The 24,007-nt window shown below is 57.5% G+C and carries 15 protein-coding genes; 4 read left to right on the top strand and 11 right to left on the bottom strand.

What is annotated here, in order from left to right; translation table 11 throughout:
• Positions 1 to 2: 2 nt before the first annotated feature.
• The 8 genes from ACQKLP_RS01075 to ACQKLP_RS01040 all read right to left on the bottom strand — a co-directional run bounded on the left by ACQKLP_RS01075 (position 3) and on the right by ACQKLP_RS01040 (position 17,051).
• Positions 3 to 3,392: a TonB-dependent receptor gene (locus ACQKLP_RS01075; RefSeq protein ID WP_427319240.1), complete on the bottom strand. Its 3,390-nt coding sequence runs from the start codon at positions 3,390 to 3,392 to the stop codon at positions 3 to 5.
• 234 nt (positions 3,393 to 3,626) lie between these two features.
• Positions 3,627 to 4,745: a FecR family protein gene (locus ACQKLP_RS01070; RefSeq protein WP_427319238.1), complete on the bottom strand. Its 1,119-nt coding sequence runs from the start codon at positions 4,743 to 4,745 to the stop codon at positions 3,627 to 3,629.
• Positions 4,746 to 4,810: 65 nt separating this feature from the next.
• The gene (locus ACQKLP_RS01065; protein WP_427319236.1) at positions 4,811 to 5,380 is read right to left on the bottom strand and encodes an RNA polymerase sigma-70 factor; all 570 of its coding nucleotides are present in this window, start codon (positions 5,378 to 5,380) and stop codon (positions 4,811 to 4,813) included.
• Positions 5,381 to 5,490: 110 nt separating this feature from the next.
• Complete coding sequence (locus ACQKLP_RS01060) at positions 5,491 to 7,782, bottom strand: alpha-galactosidase (RefSeq protein WP_427319234.1); 2,292 nt, start codon at positions 7,780 to 7,782, stop codon at positions 5,491 to 5,493.
• 23 nt (positions 7,783 to 7,805) lie between these two features.
• Positions 7,806 to 9,551 carry a RagB/SusD family nutrient uptake outer membrane protein gene (locus ACQKLP_RS01055; protein WP_427319232.1) on the bottom strand — a complete coding sequence of 582 codons (1,746 nt, stop codon included), beginning with the start codon at positions 9,549 to 9,551 and terminating at the stop codon, positions 7,806 to 7,808.
• Positions 9,552 to 9,569: 18 nt separating this feature from the next.
• Complete coding sequence (locus tag ACQKLP_RS01050) at positions 9,570 to 12,623, bottom strand: SusC/RagA family TonB-linked outer membrane protein (protein ID WP_427319230.1); 3,054 nt, start codon at positions 12,621 to 12,623, stop codon at positions 9,570 to 9,572.
• 21 nt (positions 12,624 to 12,644) lie between these two features.
• Positions 12,645 to 14,291 (bottom strand): RagB/SusD family nutrient uptake outer membrane protein, encoded by a 1,647-nt coding sequence (locus ACQKLP_RS01045; RefSeq protein ID WP_427319228.1) that lies wholly within the window; start codon positions 14,289 to 14,291, stop codon positions 12,645 to 12,647.
• A gap of 18 nt (positions 14,292 to 14,309) precedes the next feature.
• The gene (locus ACQKLP_RS01040) at positions 14,310 to 17,051 is read right to left on the bottom strand and encodes a SusC/RagA family TonB-linked outer membrane protein (RefSeq protein ID WP_427319226.1); all 2,742 of its coding nucleotides are present in this window, start codon (positions 17,049 to 17,051) and stop codon (positions 14,310 to 14,312) included.
• Positions 17,052 to 17,471: 420 nt separating this feature from the next.
• On the opposite strand from ACQKLP_RS01040, the gene purU reads away from it, so the two are divergent.
• Positions 17,472 to 18,299, top strand: a complete 828-nt coding sequence (gene purU / locus ACQKLP_RS01035) for a formyltetrahydrofolate deformylase (RefSeq protein ID WP_427319224.1) — start codon at positions 17,472 to 17,474, stop codon at positions 18,297 to 18,299.
• Positions 18,300 to 18,585: 286 nt separating this feature from the next.
• Here the strand turns inward: purU and ACQKLP_RS01030 are convergent, their stop codons facing one another.
• The gene (locus ACQKLP_RS01030) at positions 18,586 to 19,218 is read right to left on the bottom strand and encodes a hypothetical protein (protein WP_427319222.1); all 633 of its coding nucleotides are present in this window, start codon (positions 19,216 to 19,218) and stop codon (positions 18,586 to 18,588) included.
• Positions 19,219 to 19,312: 94 nt separating this feature from the next.
• Between ACQKLP_RS01030 and pheS the strand changes: the two genes are divergently transcribed.
• The 3 genes from pheS (at position 19,313) to ACQKLP_RS01015 (ending at position 22,303) form a co-directional block, all read left to right on the top strand.
• Positions 19,313 to 20,341: a phenylalanine--tRNA ligase subunit alpha gene (gene pheS, locus ACQKLP_RS01025; RefSeq protein WP_427319220.1), complete on the top strand. Its 1,029-nt coding sequence runs from the start codon at positions 19,313 to 19,315 to the stop codon at positions 20,339 to 20,341.
• Between the two features lie 76 nt (positions 20,342 to 20,417).
• Entirely contained in the window at positions 20,418 to 21,278 is an 861-nt protein-coding gene (locus ACQKLP_RS01020) for a 3-hydroxyacyl-CoA dehydrogenase NAD-binding domain-containing protein (RefSeq protein ID WP_427319218.1), read from the top strand.
• Positions 21,279 to 21,313: 35 nt separating this feature from the next.
• Positions 21,314 to 22,303, top strand: a complete 990-nt coding sequence (locus ACQKLP_RS01015; RefSeq protein WP_427319216.1) for an NAD-dependent epimerase/dehydratase family protein — start codon at positions 21,314 to 21,316, stop codon at positions 22,301 to 22,303.
• A 7-nt stretch (positions 22,304 to 22,310) separates the two neighbouring features.
• Here ACQKLP_RS01015 and ACQKLP_RS01010 read toward each other — a convergent pair whose 3' ends face one another.
• Together ACQKLP_RS01010 and ACQKLP_RS01005 are read right to left on the bottom strand one after the other, a co-directional pair.
• A complete protein-coding gene (locus ACQKLP_RS01010) occupies positions 22,311 to 23,006 on the bottom strand; it encodes a hypothetical protein (protein WP_427319214.1) in 696 nt (231 codons plus the stop codon).
• Positions 23,007 to 23,016: 10 nt separating this feature from the next.
• On the bottom strand, positions 23,017 to 23,958 hold the full coding sequence (locus tag ACQKLP_RS01005) for a UDP-3-O-(3-hydroxymyristoyl)glucosamine N-acyltransferase (protein ID WP_427319212.1): 942 nt from the start codon (positions 23,956 to 23,958) through the stop codon (positions 23,017 to 23,019).
• Between the last annotated feature and the right edge of the window lie 49 nt (positions 23,959 to 24,007).

Below are 24,007 nucleotides of genomic sequence, written 5' to 3'. Positions count from 1 at the left end.
GATCAGAAAGTAAGGTTCAGGCCGCAGCTGAATTTCTTCAGGGAAGGATAGATACCGCCGTTGCTGATGTCTGTCGCATCGCCTTCCATGCCGGCGGGCAGATGGTCGAACAGCGCCAGGTTTTCGCCAGAGGCGAAGATGCGGAGCCCTTCCACTTTGGCCCTCGAAAGGATCTGTTTGGGCACGTTGTAGGCGAGGGTCACGTTCTTCACGCGCAGGTATGCCCCGTTTTGCAGGTATTTCGTCTGCACGTTCCGGCTAGTGCCCGTGTTGCCGCTACCGTTAGGATAGATACGCGGATAGTAGGCGCCCGTCCGCTGTGCCGTCCAGTAGTCGAGGTTGTGGGTATAAAGGGCGCTGAACTGGTCGATGTATCCCCAGAACAGGCGGTTCCCCATCCAGAGGTCCCTTTTGCCCACGCCCTGCAAAAAGAAGTTGAAGTCGAAGTTTTTGTAAGACGCGTTCCCGAACATCCCGAACTGGTAGCGGCGCGCGCTGCTGCCGATGATCTTCCTGTCTCCCGGGTCGGCGAGCGTACCGTTGCCACTGAAAATAACGCCGTCGCCGTTGAGGTCTACATACTTCACGTCTCCCGGGTTCGGGGGAACGCCTTTGAAAAACGGTATCCCCGGCAGCAGTTTGCCCCCGGTCAGGTTCGCGTTCAGCGACCCTTTCTCGAAATCGTCGACCGTATAATACCTGTCGGTCACGTATCCCCAGATCTCGAACACGTCTTGCCCGGCGTACCGGTCGCTCAGCAGCCCGCCCGGATTGTGGAACTTCGTGATATGCGTCTGGTTGTCTGACAGGTTGAAGCCCAGTCCATAGCTGAAATCGCCTACCTTATCTCCCCAGCTGATTTCCAGTTCCCAGCCTTTCGTTTCGAGATCGGCCACGTTCTGGTTCGGCGCCTGGATACCGAGCACCGCGGGCAGTGCCGCGCCTTTGGCCAGCATGCCGAGGGTTTTGCGGTTGAAGATGTCGAACGTGATGGCCAGCCGGCTGTTGAGCAATGTTACGTCAGCCCCTCCGTTCAGCGTTTGCACGCGCTCCCAGGTGAGCCTGCCGCTGGGAAGGGTGGGCGATTGCAGCGACGAAGCCCTGGTCCCGGTTTCATCCACCCAGCCAGACAAGTACGGGTCCATCCCGGGGAAATAGGGGAAGTCGGTTTGTGTGTCCTGGTTGCCGATCTCGCCAAATGAACCGCGCAGCTTGAATTGCTGCACCGCCTGCCTGGCGAAGCCCATGAATCGCTCTTCCATCACGTTCCAGCCGGCAGACACGGAGGGGAAGAAGCCGAAACGGTCGCCCGGCGGGAATTTCGATGAGCCATCGTACCGCCCGTTCAGTTCGAGCAGGTATCTGCCTTTATAATCGTAATTGACCCGACCGAAAAACCCCTGCACAGCGTATTGCGGATAAGCGTCCGAGGAGTTGGCCGGCCCGGAAGACGCGGTCAGGGTCGGGATGAATGCCGAAGCCTGGTTCTCGCGGTAAGTGGTGAGGTCGTCGCCTTTCTCGATTTCCATGTTGGTCCCCGCCATGGCCTTGAAGTTATGGCCGCCGTTCAGTTCCAGGTTGTAAGTACCGTAAAGGTTGAAGGCGTGGTGGCTCCTTTGCTCGAGGGTACGCGTAAACCGCGATGTGGTAAAGAACGACTTCACGTCGTACGTGCTGGGATCGATGTAATCGTTCACCAGGCGGGTGTTGTAGCCGTTGTCGGTATTCTTGAAGAAGGTATATTCCGCATCCACCCTGAAGTTTTTAAAGGGTGTATATTCTACTTTACCGAACAGCCGCAGGTTCTCGGTCTTCGCAACGTTCGCCGCCTCGATGCGCGCCACGTTATTGGGCGTGCTGTAGGGCAGCGTCCGGCCGTTATTGGCGACAGATTCGCCGATGGGCACGAACGACGCGAGCGTGATGGCATTGTAGAACAGATCGGTGAGCGCGGAAGGTGTGCGCCGGTGATCGTTCCGGTAAAACGCGCTCACGGTGGAGCGGAGTTTGCTCGTGAGGTCGGTGGTAAGACTGGCGTTGAAGTTATAGCGGTTGAGCTTGTCGTTGGCCGACGTCATGATCCCGTCTTCGCCGGAGTAACCGCCAGAAACGCGGTAGGTCGATTTTTCGGAACCGCCGGAAAAGGAGAAATTATGTTGTTGTTCCACGCCACCGTTAAAAAGCTGGCCGTAGAGGTCCTGTTGCGCCAATGGGTAATGCAGCCCGTTGAGGATGGCCTCCCCGTTCGGAAATTTCCCCGGATCTTGCCGGTATTCCGCCAGGTAACCGAGCCATTTGTCCACATCCTGGCCGCTCCAGTAGCTGGTGTTCCCGAAATCCTTCAGCGCCTGGACCATTTCCACCGGCGTCGCTTTTTCCGGCAACGAAGCGGGTTTGCTCCAGGTGAAGTTGTTATAGTAATTGAAACGGGTCGGCGAATTGCGCCGGCCTTTTTTGGTAGTGATGAGGATCACCCCGAACGCCGCACGGGCACCGTAAATGGATGCCGCCGCCGCGTCTTTCAGCACTGTGATGTTCTCGATATCGCGCGGGTTGATGTCATCGAGCGACATCGGCACGTTGTCTACCAGCACCAGCGGCCCGCCGCCGTTGATAGACGCATAACCGCGGAGGTTGATGTTTGCGCTGGCGCCCGGCTGCCCCGATCCGAACGTGATCTGCAATCCCGGAACGGCGCCCTGCAGCGCCTGGGCGGTGCCGCTGACGGGGCGGTTGCCCAGCACTTCGTCCATGCTCACGGAGCTTACGGCGCCGGTGAGGTTCGCTTTTTTCTGGGTACCGAATCCGACAACCACCACTTCGCTGAGCGCGGCCTGGTCGTCTTTCAATACGATCCGCATGTTGCCGGGCGCCACTTTCACTTCCTGGGTGGTAAAGCCCATGGAGCGGACAATGAGGGTAGCGGTGTCGCTTTTCACGCGGAGGGTGAAACGGCCGGAGCCGTCTGTAATCGTGCCGTTCCCGGTCCCGCGCTCTTGCAGCGAAGCGCCGGGGATGGGGTCTCCGCTGGTGTTGGCTACCGTGCCCGTCACCGTCATCTCCTTTACCGCCGGCAGTTCGAAGATAGCCGTGGGAGAGGGTTTCAGCGTAACGAGGATCATGCGGTCTTCCAGTTTGTAGGTCAATGGCTGGCCGTTGAAAATCTGGGCCAGCGCATGTTCGAGCGTAGCGTCTTTGAGCCGCACCGTTACCGTTTCGGCCCTGTCCAGCGCCTCGTTGCTGTACAGCAGCTGGAAACCGGATTGCTCGCGGATGGCCGCCAGCACGGACCTGAGCGAGGCCTTGTCTGCCTGTATGGTGATCTTTTGAGAAAAGGCGGCGTTTGAAACCTGCATCAGGACCACCGTCAGCATCAGGATGGTCAATTTCATAACCTTAATCAGTTTTGGTTGACATTGGAAGAGGGAAGCCCCGGCGGATAGGCGCAAAAATCCCCCGCAATGCATGTTTTTAGTCATACATTTGTTTTGTTAGGTGATGGAAAGCGTTGTTACTGAATGTGAAATTTGGTAATACGATATTACCTGGCACCGGCCGGTCACGCTGCTACGTGGCCGGTCTTGCTTTTTACCGAGTCATTTTACTGCATAGGCGATTGCTATTTTTTACTTAACGTGAATGGTATTTTGGTTGATCTCAAATTGAACGTTCCCCGTGATCTCCAGCATCGTCAATGCTTTGTCCAGCGGCACATTCCGGGGAATGGTACCGGTGTACCGGATGCGCGGTAGCCGTGTATAATCGGCCTTCACATCGTACCAGCGCGATAATTGCCGGATCACATCGGAGAGGTAAGTATCATTAAAAACAAAAAATCCGTTTTTCCATGCTGCCGCGGCGGCCACATCGGCGGGCCCCGACTTCAGCTCGCCCGTTTGCGCATTGAGGCTGCTTTGCTGGCCGGGCGCGAGCGTCGCCGAGCTGTTGCCTGCTGTCACTTCCACGCGGCCTTCCAGGAGGGAGGTTTTGGCGAGGGGCTCATCGGCATAGGCCTGTATATTGAAATGCGTACCGAGCACTTTTACCTGTTGCGCGGGGGATTGCACGATGAAGGGCTTCGATTTGTCGGGCGCCACTTCAAAATATCCTTCCCCTGAAAGTTCCACCCGCCGCTCGTTCCCCGCGAACGCCGCCGGGAACCGCAGTGCCGATGCGGCATTCAGCCACACCTTGGTGCCATCGGGGAGGAGCAGGCGGAATTGCCCGCCGCGGGGCGTCGTCAATTCGTTCCACACCGGCTTCCCTTCGGGACCATCCGCAGCGGGGCGCGCTTCGTAGACCACTTCTCCCTTGTCGGTTTTCGTGATCCGGATATTTCCCTGGCTGGCCACGTCTCCGGGCTGCACATCGTCCAGCGAAATGCGGCGGCCGTCGGCGAGCGTGAGGAAAGCGCTGTTGCCGCCGGGTTGGATGAGCGGCCGTTCGGGGCGCGCCTTTGCGATGGAGGGCGCGTCTTTGCGGACAAACATCCAGATGCCTGCGGAAATGGCGAGCGCCACGGCAGCAGCCGCGGCCACCTTCGGCCAGGAGAAACGCAACACACGGGCAGGCGCCGTTTTCCGGCGGATGCTTTCCAGCAGCGCTTTTTCCTCCGGCCAGGCCGGCACTTCCCCTCCCGAAGCGAGCAGGGCGTCGTAATACGCGTTGAACCGGACGATCTCCTCGTCTGTGGCGTTGCCGTCTGCGATTTTGGCCGATAGTGCCTTGAATTCTTCCTTGTGCATAGTAGGTCCTTACCATATCGGCACGCCACAAGGCCCTATCCCCCAAACTCCGGGAAAATATTTTTTTACAGGAAAAGTACTGCCCAGGCGGATAGCGCCCCGAGGCGCGTGCGCAACCGTTTCAAGGCGATGGTGAGCTGGTTTTCCACCGTTTTTTCGGAAATGCCCAGGCGGGCGGCGATTTCTTTATTGGAGAGGTATTCGAATCTGCTGAGGTAGAAAATGTCGCGGCAACGGCCGGGGAGCTCTTCGGTAAACTGCGCGATGATGGCCCGCAATTCCTTCAGTTCCAGCGTCATTTCCTGCACCGGTTCGGGAATCTGCAGGATTTCCGCCTCGGCAAAGAGCCCCGTGCGCACCTTCTCCCGCCGGATGTAATTGGCGACCTTGTACCGCACGGCCATATTAAGATATCCGCCGAGCGAGCTCACGGCCATCAAGCCCCGCTTTTCCCAACACCAAACGAAAATGTCCTGTACAATATCGGTACTGGCGGCATCGTCGTGCAGCATGAGCCAGGCGGTCCTGTACATATCCCTCCAGTAACGGCGATAGATTTCTTCGAAGGCCAAACGGTCGCCGGCCTTTAGATGTTCGAGCAGTTCACTGTCTGTGTAGGTTTGATAAACTCCCATTTCCCCAACGCAATGCTTACGAAAGTAGAACATTCGGGGGTAAAAATGAAAACCCCGGTGCCAAAAGGCCCCGGGGGAATCCTGCGAGTTTGCGTTAAGAGAAATGTAAACTATTTCGTGATTTCAGCCCATATATAACCGTTGGCGGGAATGGTCACGGCCACAAAAGCCGCCTGCCGCCCGTCCAGCGGGTACCGGCGCGGGGCGGCCCCTTTCACGGTAATGTTGGCCGAATCTTTCAGGCCGGTGTAGTACAGCGGCAGGCGGACCGTCCGCGTAACCGCTTCAGGGAGCGGATTGTACAGCATGGCGAAGCCGCAGGTATCCAGCCGGTGGTCCACGTGCAGGATGCCGTCCCAGTCGCGGCCGTCGGGCCTCCGCAGGTGGATGATGTCGGAATGGAGGATGGCGCGGCGTTGTTTATAAAACGTCACCATCCGTTTCACCATTTCCTTCGTTTCTTCGGTATCGTACAGCCTCGGGCCCCGGTAAATGGCCTGCACGCCCGCGCCGAGGAGGTTGGCCATGCGGCGTTCGTAGTGGCCGAGGTGCGCGTGCAGCGGCTCGATGGTGGCGGCCGCTCCGCCGCCGTGGTATTGGGTGAGCGGTACAAACATCCAGCCCATGGAAGGCGTTTTCTGCCAGGTGCCGTCGTAAATGTTCTGCCGCTCTATCACTTCCTGGAATTCGCGGGGGAGCGACCAGTTCGTTTCCACGTACCCCATGGCGGTTTTGTTGCTGCCGGAAAGGAAAAACCAGTCGGGCACATTGAGGTAAATCCCCTCGCCGCGGCACCATTTGTAAAACGCATGGATGCGCTCCCACTGGGCCCATTGCGAATCGTCGTACCCTTTGTGGAACGCATGCTCCGTGGAGGCACAGGCATCTCCGGGATACGCGCCGTCGTTCTCGAAAACGTTCATGCCGGTGGTTGTGAAATATGCTTTCAACGTCTGGAAATACTGCCCGCCCCAATCGGTGGCCAGACAAGGCGTTTTGCCGAAATGCGCGCCGTTTTGCGGATTGGTGGCGGGAAGACCGGTGCGCTCGCTGATGATGAGGTTTTCCGGTCTGCCGCCGCGGCTCGCCAGGAGCGAATATCCGCCGAGCGCGATGCCTTTGCTTTTCGCGTAACCGGCCAGCGTTTTCATGCGCCGGAGAAATGCGGTGTCTTTGTTTTCGATATTGAACCCGCTGCCGAAAGTCATGATCACCATTTCGAAGCCGGTTTCTGCACATTGGTCGATGGCGAGCTGCACGGCATCGGTTTCCGCGCTGCGTACATGCATGAACATCGGGTTCTCCTGCGTCCATGGCGCCATGGCGCGCCAGAAGCGCATCTCGGCAAGGCCGCGGCGCTCGTCGTCTGTTGCGTCGCGCAGCATCTCGAAAGCGCGGAACGATTCCCACGACTGGCCCGGCGCGAGGGTAATATCTGGCCCGAAGGGCGGCGTGCATTCCACCCGGGCGGGCTTATACTGGCCGTAGTAGCGGATGCCCGTTTTTTCGTATTCGGGATGATCGTGGACCCAGCGCACGCCGGGATTATCCTTCATCGCTTCCATATCGCCGCCCATGGCGTAATCGGTCACCACGAAAAGTTGTGTGAACCGGTCGATGTAATCGCGCGGGGCGTCTGTCTGGGCTTCTTTGGACGGCGGGCCCTTCCTGCCCAGGATGCGATATTCGCGCGGGGAGCCGGCGTCCACTTTGGGCGCGGTTTCCACGAGGGCGAGTATTTCGGATTTGAAACGCTCCAGGCGGAGGGAAGTTTTACCATTGTTCAAAATCCGCATCCACTTGCTCAGAACGGGCATCCCGTCATACAGTTCATACGTGATCTCCACGGAAACGCCCTTCAACGCCGCCGGCCCGCTGTACCGGAACGTGATCCTCCTGCCGGGCGCGGGCCAGGGAAGGTCCTCTGTCAGCCAGGCCCTATTGCGCTTCCAGGGGAACCGTGGCTGGGTGGGCCCGGTTTCGAACCCCTGGTACCTGAAACCGGTCGTGTCTGCCGTCATTTTATCGATCGCGGCAGCGGTGAGGAAATTCTGGACGGGCTGACCGTCCATGCCGCCGATGCGCCAGGTTTTCCCGTCGATCACCAGTTCCGCTTCCGGCCGCACGGCGCGCAATTCCTGCTGGCCCGTCATCCCGTTCTCCAGGCTCACGGTGGCGCATCCGGCGCCGATGCGGAACGTCCGGCCGAGGAGGCCGTTGGTCAACACGATATCCTTTCCCGACGCGGAGCGGTACACGCCCGCAGGGTATTTTCCCGTTTCGAGCATCCAGTCGCCGTTCACGCTTTTTTTCTCCGGCAGCGCCGGGAGCTGCTGTTGAGCAACAATGCCCATGGGTGCGAAACCCATGAGCATTGTCATCATTACAAGTTGTCTATTCATCAATGTATGATAAGCCTTCATCATTACCATCCGGGGTTTTGCACGAGATTCGTTTCCGTGTTGATCTGCGTTTGCGGCAGCGGTACGTAATACATTTCCGGACGGAAGAACCGTTTCTCCTGTTCGATCAGTTCATATTTCCAGTTGCCTTCGGTGCCGGTGATCTTGGTAGCGTAAAACGGTTTGCCTTCCGGGCTTCCGTCTGTAAACTCCGCGATTTTGGTGCGGCGGTTGTCCCAGAACCGGTGGCCTTCGAATGCCAGCTCGATGCGGCGTTCGTTGAGGATGAAATCGCGCAGGGCGTCTTTGTTCGCGGTGACGGGTATGCCGAAGTTCCCGCCGGTCCCGGGCTGGATGCCGGCGCGGCGGCGGATGTCGCGGAGGATGGAGAACACGGCTTCCGAGGGGCCGCCGATCTCGTTTTCCGCTTCCGCGAGGTTGAGAAGGATTTCCGCATAGCGGATGAGCGGATAATTGTGCTCGGTGCTACCCTGGCTGCCGGTCACGTTTTCGTCCAGCAACTTGCGGACGTAAGCCCCGGTGCGGGTGGCGTAGCCGCTGGGATCGGAGCCCATGCCGTCGTTAGGCGCCATGAAATACGTGTAGATGGCGGAATAGGTGCCGCTGTTGTTACGCCAGACCGTTCCGTTGTGCAGGATGGAATATTTGAACCGGGGCTCCCGTCCCACGTAAGGGTTTGCCGGATCATATCCCGAAGCGGGGTCGGTAATCGCAAGGCCGTTCGCCATGGGGAACGCATCCACCATCGACTGTGTGGGATAGAGATACGCCACGTTGCTTTGCGGCGCGCGCGATTTCGGCAGGTACAAAAACTCCAGCGAGCGGCCGGGCGTATTCATAAAACAGAAGATCATTTCGTTGTTCACACGGGTGAGGAAAGTTTTGTAAAACCCGTATCCCGGCTGTGTATTATCGACATACAAATTGTACCTGTTCAGGTTGATGACGGCGAGCGCCGCATTCTTCGCCAGCACCCAGCGGTTGGGGTCCGCATCCGCCTGTACGAACTGCTTCGCTGCGTCGAAGCCGGACAATGAACTGATGCCGCCGCCGTTGTACAGCGGACTGGCCGCATACAGCAGGATCCGCGATTTCAACGCCAGGCAGGCGCCTTTCGTAGCGCGGCCATAATCTGCCGGTTCGTGCTCCAATGGCAACAGCGTGGCTGCTTCGTCCAACTCCTTCACCATATAATTCACCACATCCTGGTAGGAATTGCGGGGCAGGTTCAGCTCGTCCGTGATCGCCAGCAGCGGCACGATGGGCACACCGCCGTAAGTACGCCAGAGTAGGAAGTAATACCACGTCCGCAGAAACTTCGCTTCGCCGGAAGTGCGGTTTTTCAGCGCATCGCTCAACGGCACGCCGCTCACTTTCGACAGGTAACGGTTGGCCCGGCGGATGTTGGCGTAACAATCGTTCCACATGCCGTTAAACGGACAACTTGCCGGCGTGAACGAGCCGTTGTTGTAATATACGCCGGGCTGTGTAGCGCCGGAGTAAGACACTTCGCCGTTATCTGTACACACATCGGTAGGCACGCCCATGTAGTTCACCGGCAGCGAGCTGTGCTGCACCTGCGTGTAGATCCTGTTGAGGAAGTTCATGGTGCGGGCGCTGTCGCTGAACACGGTTTCTTCGTTGAGATCGCTCGGCACTTTGGCGTCCAGGAAGTCGGACGATTTCTTGCAGCCCACCGCGGCAACGATCAGCGCGGCGGCGAAGAGTGAATATTTTCGGAACAACATTTTTGTCAGCATTTCAGGTTAGAAATTGATTTGAATACCCGCGTTGATGATCCGTTGCAAAGGGTAATTGGCGTTGCCGTCCGGCCGCTCGGGATCCCACTGCGCATAGAGGTCATGCATTTTTGCCCAGGTATACAGGTTGTAGGTGTTCGCGTAAATCCGCGCGCCCCCGAGCCGCAGTTGCTGCGCGAAACTCCGCGGCAGCCGGTAAGCCAGCTCCACGTTCTTCAGGCGCAGGTAATCGCCGCGGCGCAGCCAGAAAGTAGACATGGAACCGTTGCTTTGCGCCGTGGTGGCGGCGAGGGAATAAAACTTCGCGTCGTTGCCCTTGCCCGGCGTCCAGCGCTCCTGGTGAATAGGCAGGAGGTTCGACTGGAAAGGCGCGGAAGCCTGGCCGCCGTAAGACACGCTGAACAGCGCGGCGCCCTGCAGCAGGCACGACAGGTCGAACTGTTTCCAGCTCAGCGACAGCGTTACGCCATATTGTATCTGCGGCACGCGGCTGTAACCGATGGGCACCTGGTCGTTGTTATCGATCTTCCCGTCGCCATTGATGTCTTTGAATTTGAGCGCCCCTGCAATGAGGCCCCCTGCGGGGTTTGCGCTGGTATCGATGTCCGTCTGGTCCTGGTAAAACCCGTCCCAGATGTAGCCGAACGGCTGGTCGATGGGGCGGCCGGTGCGGCGGAGGTGCGGATACCGCGGCTCGGGCTCGTCGCGCTCGATCACTTTGCCTTTCTGGAACGAGAACACGCCGTTCACGCCATATCCCCAATCGCCTTTACGGTCGTTGAAATTCAGTTCCAGCTCGATGCCGCGCGTCTGTACCTTTCCGAGGTTCACCGGCGGCAGGCCCACGCCCACGATGGTAGGTACGGAACGGGTGGTGAGGATGTCGTAACGGAAACGGTCGAAATACTCGACGGTGACGCCCAAACGCCCGTCGAACAGCGACGCGTCGAGCCCGAGGTTCCATTTGCGGTCTTTCTCCCAGGTCACGTTGTCGTTGCCGAGCGTTCCTTCGATGATGCCGGGCAATCCTGTCGCCACTTCCCCGAAATATACGGTGCCATTGTTCTGGTACACCTGTTCGTAGACATAGCTGTTCGTTCCCACGTCATCGATACCGGTGAGCCCGATCGATCCGCGCAATTTCAGGCTGGTGATGAATTTCATCCGGTTTTTCATGAAATTTTCGTCGCTGATGTTCCAGCCTGCGGATGCGGCGGGGAACCAGGCGAAACGCTGGCGGCCCTTGAAACGGTCAGACCCGTTGTAGGCACCACTTACTTCGAGGAGGTATTTATGATCGTAGTTGTAGGTGGCCTTGCCGGTGAAACCCCTTTCCGCGTAAATCACTTTTTCGTCCCCGCCGCCGCTGTTGGTGCCGCGATGGTGGCTGGCGGAATTGAGGAGCGCCATGAGCGTGAGGCCGTGCTTTCCGAAATTGCGCGCATAATCTACCTGGAAGATGTTGGTAAAATCGTGGTTCACAAATCCCATCGATCCTCCGCGGCCCGGCGGATCGAGCTTGGTAACGCCCTGGTCGCGGGGCTCGTAGAGATCGTTCACCGCATCGTACCGGTAGGAGGGGAAGTTGCCGCGCGTGAGGGAGCGGCTGTGCCGGTTATCGTTGTTGAAACCCAGCAGGAAGCGGGCCGAAAGGCCACGGGTAATGAAATCCAGCGACTGGTTCACGCTGAGGTTGGTGTACAGCTTGTTGGTATAATCGCGGTTGTAGCCCATATATGTCAGCAGGCCAACGGGGTTGCGGAAGAGCGTGGAGCCCCCGGCGCCGAGCGTCCCGTTCTTATTGAAGATGGGATAGGCATAGGGCGGGAGGTTCTGGAACGCACTGATGGCGCTGTAGAGATCGCTCGTTCCGTTAGGGCTGTTCACTTCGTTGAAATTGCCTGCCGCGCTCACTTTCACGAGCGTGGTCTTAGTCACGTTCATGTCGATGTTGGAACGGAAGGAATAACGCTTCAGATAGTAATTCGCGTTATATCCCTGCGTTTTGCTGAAGTCTTTGAAAATACCGTTCTGGTAATCGTACCCGAAAGACGTAAAGTATTTCACGCGTTCCGTGCCGCCGGAGATGTCGATCTTGTTCCGGTTTTGATAGGAGCTTTTCTTGAGCACTTCGCTGTACCAGTTCACATCGGGGTAGAGATAGGGATCGGAGCCGGTGCGATAGGCTTCGAGGGCTTCGTCGGAAAGGAAGCCGGGTTCCTGGACCACGGGGTCTTTCCCTTCGTTCTGCCAGGCTTCGCGGCGGAGAAGGGCGGACTCGTAGGAGTTGAGGAATTTCGGCAGCGCGGTGGGCGATTGCATGCCGTGCTCGGTAAGGAAATTCACTTTCGGCGGACCGGTCTTCCCGCGCCTGGTAGTAATGAGGATCACGCCATTGGCGCCCTTGATCCCGTACACCGCCGTAGATGCCGCGTCTTTCAGCACGGATATGGATTCCACCTCGTTCACGTCCATCGTCCCCAACACATCATATCCCACTTCGATGTCGTCCATGATCACCATGGGGCGGTTGTTGCCGTTGAAGCTGCCCTGGCCGCGAACGTACAGGTTGCCGAGGTCGGCGCCGGGCTGGCCGCTGGTTTGCAATACCGTTACGCCGGAAAGCCGCCCTGTGAGCGCGTTCCCCAGGGTGGGCGAGGAACTTTTGCTCAGCTCGGTGCCTTTCACGCTGGACACGGAAGACGTCATGTTCTTTTTCGACTGCCGTCCGTACCCGACAACAACGGCTTCGTTCATATCGATGGAGCGCGATTCCATGCGGATGTTCAGCACATCGCCGGAAGGCACTTTCACCTGGTTGGATAAATAACTCATGTGCGATACGAGCAGCACGCCGCTGTTGCCTTTGAGGCGCAGCTCGAACTGGCCGGCGAGGTCGGTCACCGTTCCGTTCTGCGTGCCCTTTTCCTGGATGGTGGCGTTTACCACCGGCTCGTTGCCGGCGTTCACGACGGTGCCTTTCAGCACTTTCCCGCTTTGTGCGAGCAGCCGTGCGCCGCAGAGCGAAAGGATAAATATGATTAAAGCGATCCGCTTCATAACATTCGAATTTTAGGTGGATTACCAGTTGGGATTTTGACCGAGTGCGGGCGTTTTCTGCACTTCCGACAGCGGTACGGGATAGCGGTACATGCGGCGCGCATCGAAGGAAACGGTTTGAATGGCCGTGCGCTCGTAGGTAAGCGCACCGTCTGCCGCTTTGGTGATTTTCATCCCGTGCAGCGATCCGTTCAATACGTTCTCGGCGATCTTCCACCGGCGGATGTCCCAGAATCGTTGCTCCTCGAACGCCATTTCTATCCGCCGTTCATTTCGGATGAATATGCGCATGGCGGCTTTGTCGGCCACGTCAGGAACACCGTACTTTCCGTCGGCGCCCGCTTCGATGCCGCCGCGCCTGCGGATGTCGCGGAGCAATGCGAACACTCTTGCCACCGGGCCCTGGGCTTCGTTGGTAGCCTCCGCGCAGTCGAGCATCACCTGCCCGTACCGGAAAATCGGGAAGTTGTGGTTGGCGTTGGAATAGGAAGACGCGCTGCCCGACGAGGTCATGAATTTCCGCATGTAATAACCGGTCCGCGTAGCGGCGATACCGTTGCCCGGCTTATCGCGCCCGCCTTCGAACGTTTCGATGGGCCGGCCCAGCCAGCTCATTCCGTTGTGGAAAACCGTGAGGTAAAAACGGGGATCGCGGTCTTTGTAGGGATCGGAGGCGCTGTAATTGGAAGCCGGGTCCGAAATCGGGAGACCGTTTTTCATCGGGAACGCGTCCACCAGTTCCTGGGTTGGACTGGTAATTCCGCGCCCGCCACGCTGGTAGCCGATCGGCTCGTTCTGTCGCTCGACGTTCGAGTTGGCCGCCTGCTGATATGCGAGAATGATCTCGGGGCTGTTGCGCGTGAGGAATACGTCGCTGAATTTAGCTTCCAGCCGGTGTTGCGGAATGGCAAGCACTTCCTCCGCCGCGCTGGCCGCGGCCTGCCACTGGGCGGCGCTGGCGGAAGGGTTCATGGACGGGCTTGCCGCGTACAGCAAGGTCCGCGCTTTCAGTGCCAGCACGGCGGCTTTGGTGATGCGGCCGAGGTCTACGTCGTAATACAGTTGCGGGCGAACGAGATCTTTAATGGCGTCGCATTCCTTCGTGATATAATCGGCCACTTCTTCCGCGGCATTGCGCGGTATGTTGAAATTGTCCGTGGTCTGGAGAACGCGGTCGCCGAGGAGCACCGCGCCGCCGTACCTTTTGTACAGCTCGAAGTAGCTCATAGCCCGCAGGAAGCGGGTCTCGGCCTTCCAGTACCGGTTCAGGGAATCGGCAACCGGCACCACGTCGATGTTGGCGAGGAAAATATTCGCCTTGCGGATAACGGCGTACTGGCGCGCCCAGGTATCGTCCGGGTTGTTGTTATTGGTCAGTCTTCCCGTTTTGAAATATTCGATGGTGGCGTTCATTTCGGAAGACATGGCATCGTCCGATCCGGCATCCAGCACATCGCCGCCGATGCGGTTGTATCCGTTGGGCAGGTAGGAGTAGAGGTCCGAAAGGTAGGAATTGGCGCGCTGGCCGAGGGGATCGGTTTTATCGAAGATGTAATCTTCCGTCAGCAGTTCCAGCGGCCCGTCTTCCAGCGACTTTTTGCAGGAAGCGAAGCCCAGCGCCACACAGGCCAGGCCCATCCATATATATTGACTGTTCCTTTTCATCATGATTGTTGGCTTTGGCGATTAGAATTTGATGTTGAGGCCGGCGTTGAAAACGCGCATGTTCGGATAACCGAGCAGGTACGATTCCGGGTCGAGCTCTTTCAGTTTGGAAGAAGTGAGGAGATTGTAGCCGGAGAGGAAAAGGCGGGCTTCCTTCAGTTTCACGGCACGAAGCCAGGATTGCGTGAAGGTATATCCGAGCTGGAGGTTCTTCAGGCGGACGTAGTCGCCGTTCTTGATCCAGAAGGAAGAAGCCGTGTGATTATTGGGATTGGTGCCGGCGGAAAGCCGCGGATAACTGGCCGTGGCGGCCGTTTCGGGCGTCCAGCGGGAAAGGTGCTGCGCGAAAACGGGCGACCCCGCGCCCTGGAATTCCCAGTAGGTACCACGCCCCATATTGAGCGTGCGGTTTTGCGTTCCATACAACACCGCGCTCAGGTCGAACCCTTTCCAACCCAAACCGATCGTTATGCCATAATAATATACGGGCTTCAAACGGTCGATCTGCACCTGGTCGTCTGCATCTATGATGCCGTTCCCATCCTGGTCCTTAAATTTCAAATCGCCGGGAACGGGCGTGTAACCCGCTACGGTAGGTGCTTTCGCTGTAATATCGGCTTCCGTCATGAAACCGACGGATTCGTATCCGAATTGGGAACCAACGGGTTTGCCGGTGCGCTCCAGCCAGGGATACGGCCGGGCGATCTCGTCCTGGAAAATTACTTTCGAACGTTCGGAATACAGGTTGGCGGTAATATTATAATGCACCGCGCCGGCATTGTTCCTGTAACCGGCGTACGCCTCGAATCCGCGATACTCGTTGCGGCCGAGGTTCATCGGCGGCCAGGTATTGCCCAGCATCGCGGAACTGTTGCCCGGCAACTGGATCAGGTCTACATACCGGTGGATGAAATAATCGGCCCCCAACTGGAAATGCTCGTCAAAAAAACTTCCATCGATGCCGATATTGAATTTCCGGCCGATCTCCCAATCGCGCCGCGGGTTCGCCAGCGTGCCTTCCGTTACGCCGCCGGATGTTACGGGCGATTGACCGAACGTATATCCGCCGGTAGACACGTACGACTGGTTATAAGCGAAATACCCCGCATTCGCATTGGCCGTAAGCCCGTACGCCACGCGCGGCTTCAGTTGGGAAATGATATCATTCCCCATCCAGCCCGTCTTCATCACGTCCCACGCAACGGAGGCCGAAGGCAGGAATACGCGGCGCGTCACGGACGGGAGGTAGTTGTAGCTTGCCCACATGGCGTTCAGCTGTACGTACAATTGTTCCTTCCAGTTATAATCTCCCCGCGCACCGTACTGCCACATTTCGGAAGGCAGCTCCGTGCCGTTGGTGTTCTGATCGCGGTGGGCGAGCAGCAGCCCGGAAATGTTGTGTTGGCCGATGGATTTATCGTACCCCATCATGAACTGCGTGAAAAACTGGCGGTTCACCAAAACCACGTCCGGGTTCTTTTGCTGCGCCGTCTGATCGCCGAATTTCTGGTAAGTGGTGTCTCCCGCGCTGCCGATGTCCATTTTGAACACGGGGAAATTCTTGCTGAAGTTCACGTTTTCGAAGTAGGAAGAGAAGAACGACACGTTGGCCGCTATGTACAATCCTTTGGTAATGAAAGGCAAATATCTTTTCACGCGCCCATCCACCGCCAGGTTCCGCGTGCTGCCCGTCCGGTAGCCGGAGCGGTTGACCTGCGCGAAGATGTTGTTACGGAAATCGCTGTTCCCGCCGAGCGAACCGTCCGGGTTGAAAATAGGGTACGCATTGGGCGGGGTACCGGCCATGTTCTGAAAGAGCTGCCCCGTAAATGCGCCGGGCTCCTGGGTGTTGCCGAGGTTCCCCAGCACGTTGATCCCCACTTCGGTATCGCGGTCCAGCTGAATATCGAGCCCGGCCGTGAGGTTATAGCGTTTGAAATTCGCGTTGGTATTGTAGGTGTTGGACCCGTCGGTCTTGAAAATTCCCGCCTGGTCGAGGTAGCTGAGCGATGCGAAGTACGATGCCTTTTTCGTGCCGCCGCGCATGTTGAGGTTGAACCGGGCGAACGGCGCGGAACGTTTCAACACTTCATCGTACCAGTTTACGTCCGGGTACCGGTAAGGATCGCTGTGGGTGCGGTAAGCTTCCAGTTCCTCGCCGGAATACAGCGGCGCACGCCCGTCGTTCCGCAGGGCTTCGTTGTACAGGGAAGCGTAGTCGTAGGCATTGAGGAGCTGCGGCAGTTTGGTGGGTTCCTGTACGCCGTATTGCGCCGTGAACGAAACCACGGGCGGGGCATTCACGCCGCGCCGGGTCTTGATCAACAACAGGCCGCCCTGCGCCCGGGCGCCGTACAAAGCCGTTGCCGCCGCGTCTTTGAGCACGGTTACCGACTCGATGTCGTTCATGTCGATGTCGGTAAAATTGCGGGGGATGCCGTTGACGAGGATCGTGGGCTGCTGTCCGCGGAGACTGAAAATGCCCACGTCGAACCCGGGCTGGCCGGTGCTTTGGAGGAGATACAGCCCCGGGAAGCGCCCGGAAAGACTGTTGGTGACGTCTGCTACGGGCGCCTGTGCCAGCACCTGGCCGGCCACGGAATACCCCGAAAGCGTAGCCGTCTGCCGCAGCAGCAGATCGGCCGTGTCGAGGTGAATGACGCCGGCCGGGGGAAAGAGGGTGTCCGGCTTCCCGCCTTCATAGGCATAGGCGGCCGTGCAGAATCCCATACCTGCCAGGCAGCATAGCGTAATGCTTTTCATTTTTACCATTGTTAGTTTGTTCTTCCTTGGTTAAAGTTTGCGTGGATGCAATTGAAGTCGTTCCTGCATTTCAATCGATTTCAGAGTAGCTGGTGAAGCGTCACTTTGGTTGATACGCCGATTAGATTTGTCCCCTGTCTGTTGTGGAATGATGATCGTTGCTGGTTGACTACATACGTCCGGTTGCCGGGAGTAAATTTAGCCGGGATGAATGGGGAAGATACCGGTGGGAAAGATCAAAAACACCCGGGAAATGTAACTTCCTGCAGGTGGAAAGGGTGATCCATATAACAGAACTGATATTTTTATTTAGCTGATGGACAGCTAATTGCTTCGCCCGCATTGAAAAAAACATCAAAGCAGGTGAAAATCGGCCTGCCGCTATGAACAAGCGTGGCGAATGATTAATTTAGGCGGACTATGATCATACTTATTCAATCGAAAGACCGTGTTGGCCTGGTGGCGGATGTATCGGCGATACTGGCCGGGGCAGGACTGAACATCGTGTCTTTGCGGGAGTTCGTAGACAAATCGGACAACCGTTTTTTCATGCGGATAGCGGCCGACAATGAAACGGACCCTTTGGCCCTGGAGTCCGCCATCCGGAAGGTGCTTCCGGCAGACGCGCTGGTGAGCATCAATCCCCGGCCCGATAAAAAGATCGTGGTGCTGGTAACGCGGGAGTACCATTGCCTGGCAGACATCCTCGTCCGCAATCAGTTCAACACCCTGGGCGCGACCGTTCAATGCGTTATCGGCAATCATCCCCACCTGGAAAATATCTGCAAGCGGTTCAATATACCCTTTCACCTCGTTTCCCACGAAGAGGGCGACAAATCCCATTTCGAAAGCAGGATCCGGGAACTGATCGACGCGGAAGGGCCGGATTTCATTGTGCTGGCCAAGTTCATGCGGATCCTCAGCCCGGAGTTCGTGGCTGCTTATCCCGAGCGGATCATCAATATCCACCACTCGTTCCTCCCGGCGTTCGCGGGCGGGCATCCTTACCGGCAGGCATTCGAAAGAGGGGTGAAACTGATCGGCGCTACCTCGCATTTCGTGACCAACCAGCTGGACGAAGGGCCTATTATCGCGCAGCAGGTGATCCCTGTCAATCATAATTATACGGCCGCAGACATGATGAAAGCCGGAAAGGAAATCGAAACGTCGGTACTGGCGCATGCGCTGCAACTGGTGTTCAGCGACCGGGTGTTCGTGTATCACAATAAAACCGTGGTATTCGAATAAAAAAAGGCCGGATCGCTCCGGCCTGCCGGCGATGGCGGGCGCCGTGGAATAATTTTCCCCGCCAACCCATCCCTCCCGCGGCGATTGCGGCAACTGCGGGCAGGACGGGGGCAGGGATGGGAAAGGGATGATATCTTAAGCTACAGGGATAACGGGATGGTAGGTATCTGTCGTAATGCCGGCGGGTTGGGCGCTTCTTCTATTTTCGTAATACCACTGCCGCAGTGGATGGGTTTGTAAGCGATCACCACCAGCGTATCCAGGCGATAGTCCTTTCGCGATGCGCTTATTCCCCGGGCGTTTCTTTCACTTTTTCTGCAGGCGCTTTCACCGGCAAATGGGGCGGCGGTGGCGGAGGGATTTCCCGGTTATGCTCGTCGTCCGGGTCTGCGATGCCGGAAACTTTCTTGCCGGCGGCAGGCTTCTTAAATTGGACGGGAGGCGGCGGGGGCGGGATGTCCTTCACTTCCTTCCCGTTTTCGTCCAGCACTTTTCCACCGCCGGACGCGTCTCTCACGAACGTCACTTTTTTCGTTCTGGGGGATATTTGCCCGGTGATGTCTTTGTTGTTCGCATCATACACTTTCACTTCGCCGGTGGCTTCATTCACTTTTACCTTTTTGATGATGGATTTCTTTTGCTGCCCGTCTTTCCGGACCACGGGCGGGGTGAATTTCACGACCGGTTTGCCGTCCAGCTTGTCCCGCTCTATTTCTGCGGCGGATTTCGGGGGAGGCGGGGGTGCAAATTGCACTTTCGGAGGATGGGAAGTATCTTTTTTCTGCTGCTGATAGCCGCTGGCGGCGGCGATCTGTGCCACTCGGACTTCGCGCATGGCAACCTCGCGGGCGTCTTCTGGCCTTGCCGGAGCGCAGGCGGTGAGCAGGCCGGCCAGGATCACAGGAATGTATTCTTGCATAACGGGGAGGATTTGAAGCTAAGATGCCGCGTCCCCCCGGATTCCATAAAATCCGGCAAGGAAATTTCTTCCGGCAGCGTTATCTTTGTCGGCTATGGAGCCAATCGTGCAACAAATAGAAGCTTATAAACAGGAAATTGCGGCTTTCCGCCCCGAAAACGCGGAACAGCTGGAGCAGTACCGTATCAAATTCCTCGGCACCAAAGGGATCGTGAAGGCCCTTTTCGGGGAGATGAAAAACGTTCCGAACGATCAGAAGAAGGAATTCGGGCAGGTCCTGAACGCTTTCAAACTGGCAGCGGAAGCGAAATATGCCGAATTCGAGCAGTTGAAGGATGAAGTGGGAAGCGCGGCCGACCAGCTGGACCTTACCCTTCCCGGCGAGCCTTATCGCCTGGGTACCCGCCATCCCATCAGCATCGTCCGCAACAAAGCCATCCGCATCTTCGAGCGGCTGGGCTTCACCGTTGCCGAAGGGCCCGAAATCGAGAACGACTGGCACAACTTCACCGCCCTTAACCTCGCAGAAAACCATCCGGCCCGCGATATGCAGGACACTTTCTACGTGCACAACAACCCCGACTGGCTGTTGCGCACCCACACCTCTTCCGTTCAGGTAAGGGTGATGGAAGAAGGAAAGCTTCCCATCCGCATCATCTGCCCGGGCCGCGTATACCGTAACGAAACCATCAGCGCCCGCGCGCACTGCTTCTTCCACCAGATCGAAGGGCTGTACGTGGCCGAAAACGTTTCGTTCGCCGACCTCAAGCAAACGCTGTATTACTTCGTGCAGGAGTTCTTCGGCGAGAATTTCAAAATCCGTTTCCGCCCTTCGTACTTCCCCTTCACGGAGCCCAGTGCGGAGATGGACATTTCCTGCCTCATCTGCGGCGGCGAAGGCTGCAGCGTGTGTAAACATTCCGGCTGGGTGGAAATCCTCGGTTGCGGGATGGTGCACCCGCAGGTGCTCGAAAACTGCGGTATCGACTCGTCGAAATACACCGGCTTCGCGTTCGGCATGGGCATCGAAAGGCTCACGATGCTGAAGTACCAGATCAAAGACCTTCGCCTTTTCTCCGAAAACGACCTGCGCTTCCTGAAACAGTTCCAGGGCGCACGATAAACATATCGCAACACGGCCGCTCCACTCCGGGGCGGCCGTTTTCTTTTTCGCTACGCTCCCCAAAACGATCTTCCTTATGTTACAATCCGTATCCGACATCAGACAGATAGCAGTTTGCGGCGCCGGCACCATGGGAGCCGGGATAGCACAGGTTTCCGCCGCAGCGGGGTTCCCCACTTTGCTTTTCGACGTGAAGCCCGAAGCCGTTTCTGCGGGGATGGACATGGTCCGCAAAAACCTCGGCAAAGCCGTGGAAAAAGGCAAGCTCAAAGCGGAAGACAGCGACGCCACGCTCCAAAGGCTCACGCCCTGCCACCAAATCGCCGATTGCCGGGCCGATCTCATTATCGAAGCCATCGTGGAAAAGGTGCCCGTGAAAGTTTCGCTCTTCCGCGAACTGGCGCAACACAATCCCGCTACCACCATCTTCGCCTCCAATACCTCATCCTTATCCGTTTCCGCTATCGCCGCTGAAATTCCCCATCCGGAAAGGGTGGCCGGTATGCACTTCTTCAACCCCGCGCACCTGATGGCGCTGGTAGAAATCGTGTCGGCCGGCCAAACGGATCCCGCCATCGCGCAGCTGTTGTACCAACTCGTGCAACATATGGGAAAAACGCCCGTACATGTAAAAGACGCGCCCGGTTTCATCGTGAACCGCGTGGCCCGGCATTATTACCTGGAAGCGATGGAGATCGCGCAATCGGGCACGGCAGACCTGCAAACGATCGACCGCCTCCTGGAAGCCGCGGGCTTCCGAATGGGGCCATTCGCGCTGATGGACCTTATCGGTAACGACGTCAACTTCGCCGTTACGAAATCGCTCTACGAAGCCTTCCATGAAGCACCGCGGTTCAAGCCCGGCGCCCTGCAGGCAGCACTCGTGGAAAAAGGGGAACTGGGCCGCAAAACCGGCCAAGGATTTTACAAGTATTGATTTACATTTGTGACTTCATTCACAATTCATTCTACATGATCCTTGTCACAGGCGGAACGGGTTTTCTGGGAAGTTATCTGCTGCGGGCGCTGGTGAAGGCCGGGAAACCGGTGCGCGCCCTCTATCGCAGCCGCATACCCGGCCAGGTGCAGGATATTGCCGACAAAGTAGAATGGTTCCAGGCCGATGTGCTCGACGTTTGCGCCCTCGAAGACGCATTCGCCGGCATTACAGAAGTCTATCACTGCGCCGCGGTAGTTTCCTTCCAGCCCGATAAGCGCGATGCCATGATGAAGAGCAATATCGAAGGCACCGCCAACGTCGTGAACATGGCCATCGACGCCGGCGTTCGCAAGCTCGTTCATGTCAGCTCCGTAGCATCGCTGGGCCGCGCAAAACAAAACCAGGAGCTGTCGGAAGACGCGCAGTGGGAAGAAAGCGCCAACAACAGCAATTACGCCATCAGCAAACATCTCAGCGAGATGGAAATCTGGCGCGGCATCGCCGAAGGGCTCGACGCCGTCATCGTAAACCCTTCCATCATTCTCGGCAGCGGTTTCTGGCACGATGGGTCGGGGATGCTGTTGAAAAATGCGTGGAAAGAGTTTCCGTATTACACTGAAGGCGTGAACGGGTTCGTGGATGTGGAAGATGTGGTGGAAGCGATGGTCAGGTTGATGGACAGCGATGTTTCCGGTCAGCGCTTCATCCTCAACGGAGAAAACTGGCCGTACCGGCAACTCTTCAACGAAATGGCCCGCCACCTCGGCAAAAAGCCCCCGCATATCGCTACCAAACCCTGGATGGCGGCGCTCGTGTGGCGGGTGGAAAAAATCCGCGGCATGATCACCGGCAAACGGCCGCTGCTCACCCGCGAAACCGCCCGTACGGCACAACTGAAAGTCTACTACGACAACAAAAAGATCCTGGGAGCACTCCCCGGTTTCCGGTTCCGCCCCCTGGCAGATACCATTGAGCACATCTCGCTCGCCTTCCTCCGGGAAAAAGAATCCAACCCTTCCTGACGTCGCATTACTGCGGCCTGAACAGCAGGCCGAGCATCACTGCCGCCAGCGTTTCGCGCAACGCGGGATCGAGCTCTTTCTGCAGCCAGACGCGCTGGTCTTTCCCGGTCAGCACCGCCGCCACGGCGATCCCTTTCCACTGGAATTCATAACAGATTTTGTCTGCGCTGTTCACCGCACCGTAACGGTTGTGCGCCGTCACTTTCAGCTCATCGGTAGGGGAGCGGAGGACGCCGGTCACTTTATTGTCGTTCAGCTCCAGGAACGCGATGTTCCTTTTCACGATCAGCTCCCAGCTTTTGAGGGGGTCTGCCGCGGTAGCGCCCACATGAACGTACCAAAGCGGGGCGTCGCTGCCCATGTTCGGGAACCAGCCGGGAAAATTGCGCGCAGAGAAGGTGATCCGCGGCGTGCTCAGCACCTGCACCGGCACTTGCGAACTGCCATTCTTCACCGTGAAATAATAAGCATCGGAAACGTTTTTCCATTGTTTGGCGGGTGCGCCGGAAGGGATGCCGTTCGTTCTCGACGAAGTCGTGAAATCGCCGATGGAGATCGTTTTGGCGGAAAACCATCCGTCGTCGGTTTTCACCGCAAGTTCGTTGGCGGAGGTATATAGGCCTGTCGGGGAAGCAGGTTTCGTAACACCGCAGCCAGCCAGGAGAAGGCAGGCTGCGGCGAACCCGGTGAGGGATTTTATCATGACTTGGAAATTATCCTTTGAGTTTGTTCCACATTTCGGGGATCCTTTTGATCCAGGCGAGCTCTTTCATCTTGGTGCGCGCTTCTTCCACCGGCGAACCGAAGTAGTTTTTCCCGCCTTCGATGGAATCTTTCACGCCGCTTCCGGCGAAAACGACAGCTCCCTTCCCGATGGTCAGGTCTTTGTTCACACCTACCTGCCCCCAGAGGATGACGTTGTCTTCGATGATGGCTTTGCCGCCTACGCCCACCTGGGCGGCGAAGAGGCAGTTGCGGCCGATGATGGTGCCGTGGCCGATGTGGACCATGTTATCGAACTTGGTGCCCTGCCCGATGATCGTATCGCCACTCACACCTTTGTCTACGGTGCAAAGCGCCCCGATCTCCACGTCGTTTTCGATGATGACGCGCCCGCAGCTCACGAGTTTGTCCCACATCACTTCGCGGGTTGCCCGTTTCTTGAAGTAGAACGCATCCGCCCCGATCACGGTGCCGGAATGGATGATGACGTTGTCGCCGATCTCGGTATGTTCGTAAATGGTGACGTTGGGGTGGATGACGCAGTTGCGGCCGATGGTGACATGGTGGCCCACCACTACGCCGGGAGAGATGACGGTCCCTTCCCCGATCACCGCGCTATCGCTCACGGCCTGCGTTTGCGGAACGAAGGGGCGGAAGCGTTTTACGAGGCCCACGTACGCGGAAAACGGATCGTCGGTAACGAGGATCGCTTTGCCGGGAGGAACGTCCACATCCTTGTTGATGATGATAATGGTGGCCGCCGAGTTGAGGCAGGCGCTGTAATACTTCTCGAAGTCCACGAACGAGATGTCGCCCGGTGTAACTTTATGTATCTCGTTGATGCCCGTAGCCATCAGCGTTTCGTTGCCTTTCAGCGTTGCGCCGGTAAGCGCTGCTATTTCCGTAACCGGTATCGGTGTGTCAAACTTCATATGTACATCGTTAAATCGAAGCAAAGTTAGGGGGCGTTATCCACAATTT

It is taken from the genome of Chitinophaga sp. NPDC101104, from assembly GCF_050277495.1.
Taxonomy (GTDB): domain Bacteria; phylum Bacteroidota; class Bacteroidia; order Chitinophagales; family Chitinophagaceae; genus Chitinophaga.
Note: the sequence above shows the minus strand (reverse complement) of the source record. Positions and strands in the feature narration are given on the sequence as shown.

Excerpts from the sequence above, each read along its gene's own strand:
- ACQKLP_RS01075 (WP_427319240.1), bottom strand. The coding sequence starts at position 3,392 with ATGAAATTGACCATCCTGATGCTGACGGTGGTCCTGATGCAGGTTTCA.
- ACQKLP_RS01070 (WP_427319238.1), bottom strand. The coding sequence starts at position 4,745 with ATGCACAAGGAAGAATTCAAGGCACTATCGGCCAAAATCGCAGACGGC.
- ACQKLP_RS01065 (WP_427319236.1), bottom strand. The coding sequence starts at position 5,380 with ATGGGAGTTTATCAAACCTACACAGACAGTGAACTGCTCGAACATCTA.
- ACQKLP_RS01060 (WP_427319234.1), bottom strand. The coding sequence starts at position 7,782 with ATGAATAGACAACTTGTAATGATGACAATGCTCATGGGTTTCGCACCC.
- ACQKLP_RS01055 (WP_427319232.1), bottom strand. The coding sequence starts at position 9,551 with ATGTTGTTCCGAAAATATTCACTCTTCGCCGCCGCGCTGATCGTTGCC.
- ACQKLP_RS01050 (WP_427319230.1), bottom strand. The coding sequence starts at position 12,623 with ATGAAGCGGATCGCTTTAATCATATTTATCCTTTCGCTCTGCGGCGCA.
- ACQKLP_RS01045 (WP_427319228.1), bottom strand. The coding sequence starts at position 14,291 with ATGATGAAAAGGAACAGTCAATATATATGGATGGGCCTGGCCTGTGTG.
- ACQKLP_RS01040 (WP_427319226.1), bottom strand. The coding sequence starts at position 17,051 with ATGAAAAGCATTACGCTATGCTGCCTGGCAGGTATGGGATTCTGCACG.
- purU (WP_427319224.1), top strand. The coding sequence starts at position 17,472 with ATGATCATACTTATTCAATCGAAAGACCGTGTTGGCCTGGTGGCGGAT.
- ACQKLP_RS01030 (WP_427319222.1), bottom strand. The coding sequence starts at position 19,218 with ATGCAAGAATACATTCCTGTGATCCTGGCCGGCCTGCTCACCGCCTGC.
- pheS (WP_427319220.1), top strand. The coding sequence starts at position 19,313 with ATGGAGCCAATCGTGCAACAAATAGAAGCTTATAAACAGGAAATTGCG.
- ACQKLP_RS01020 (WP_427319218.1), top strand. The coding sequence starts at position 20,418 with ATGTTACAATCCGTATCCGACATCAGACAGATAGCAGTTTGCGGCGCC.
- ACQKLP_RS01015 (WP_427319216.1), top strand. The coding sequence starts at position 21,314 with ATGATCCTTGTCACAGGCGGAACGGGTTTTCTGGGAAGTTATCTGCTG.
- ACQKLP_RS01010 (WP_427319214.1), bottom strand. The coding sequence starts at position 23,006 with ATGATAAAATCCCTCACCGGGTTCGCCGCAGCCTGCCTTCTCCTGGCT.
- ACQKLP_RS01005 (WP_427319212.1), bottom strand. The coding sequence starts at position 23,958 with ATGAAGTTTGACACACCGATACCGGTTACGGAAATAGCAGCGCTTACC.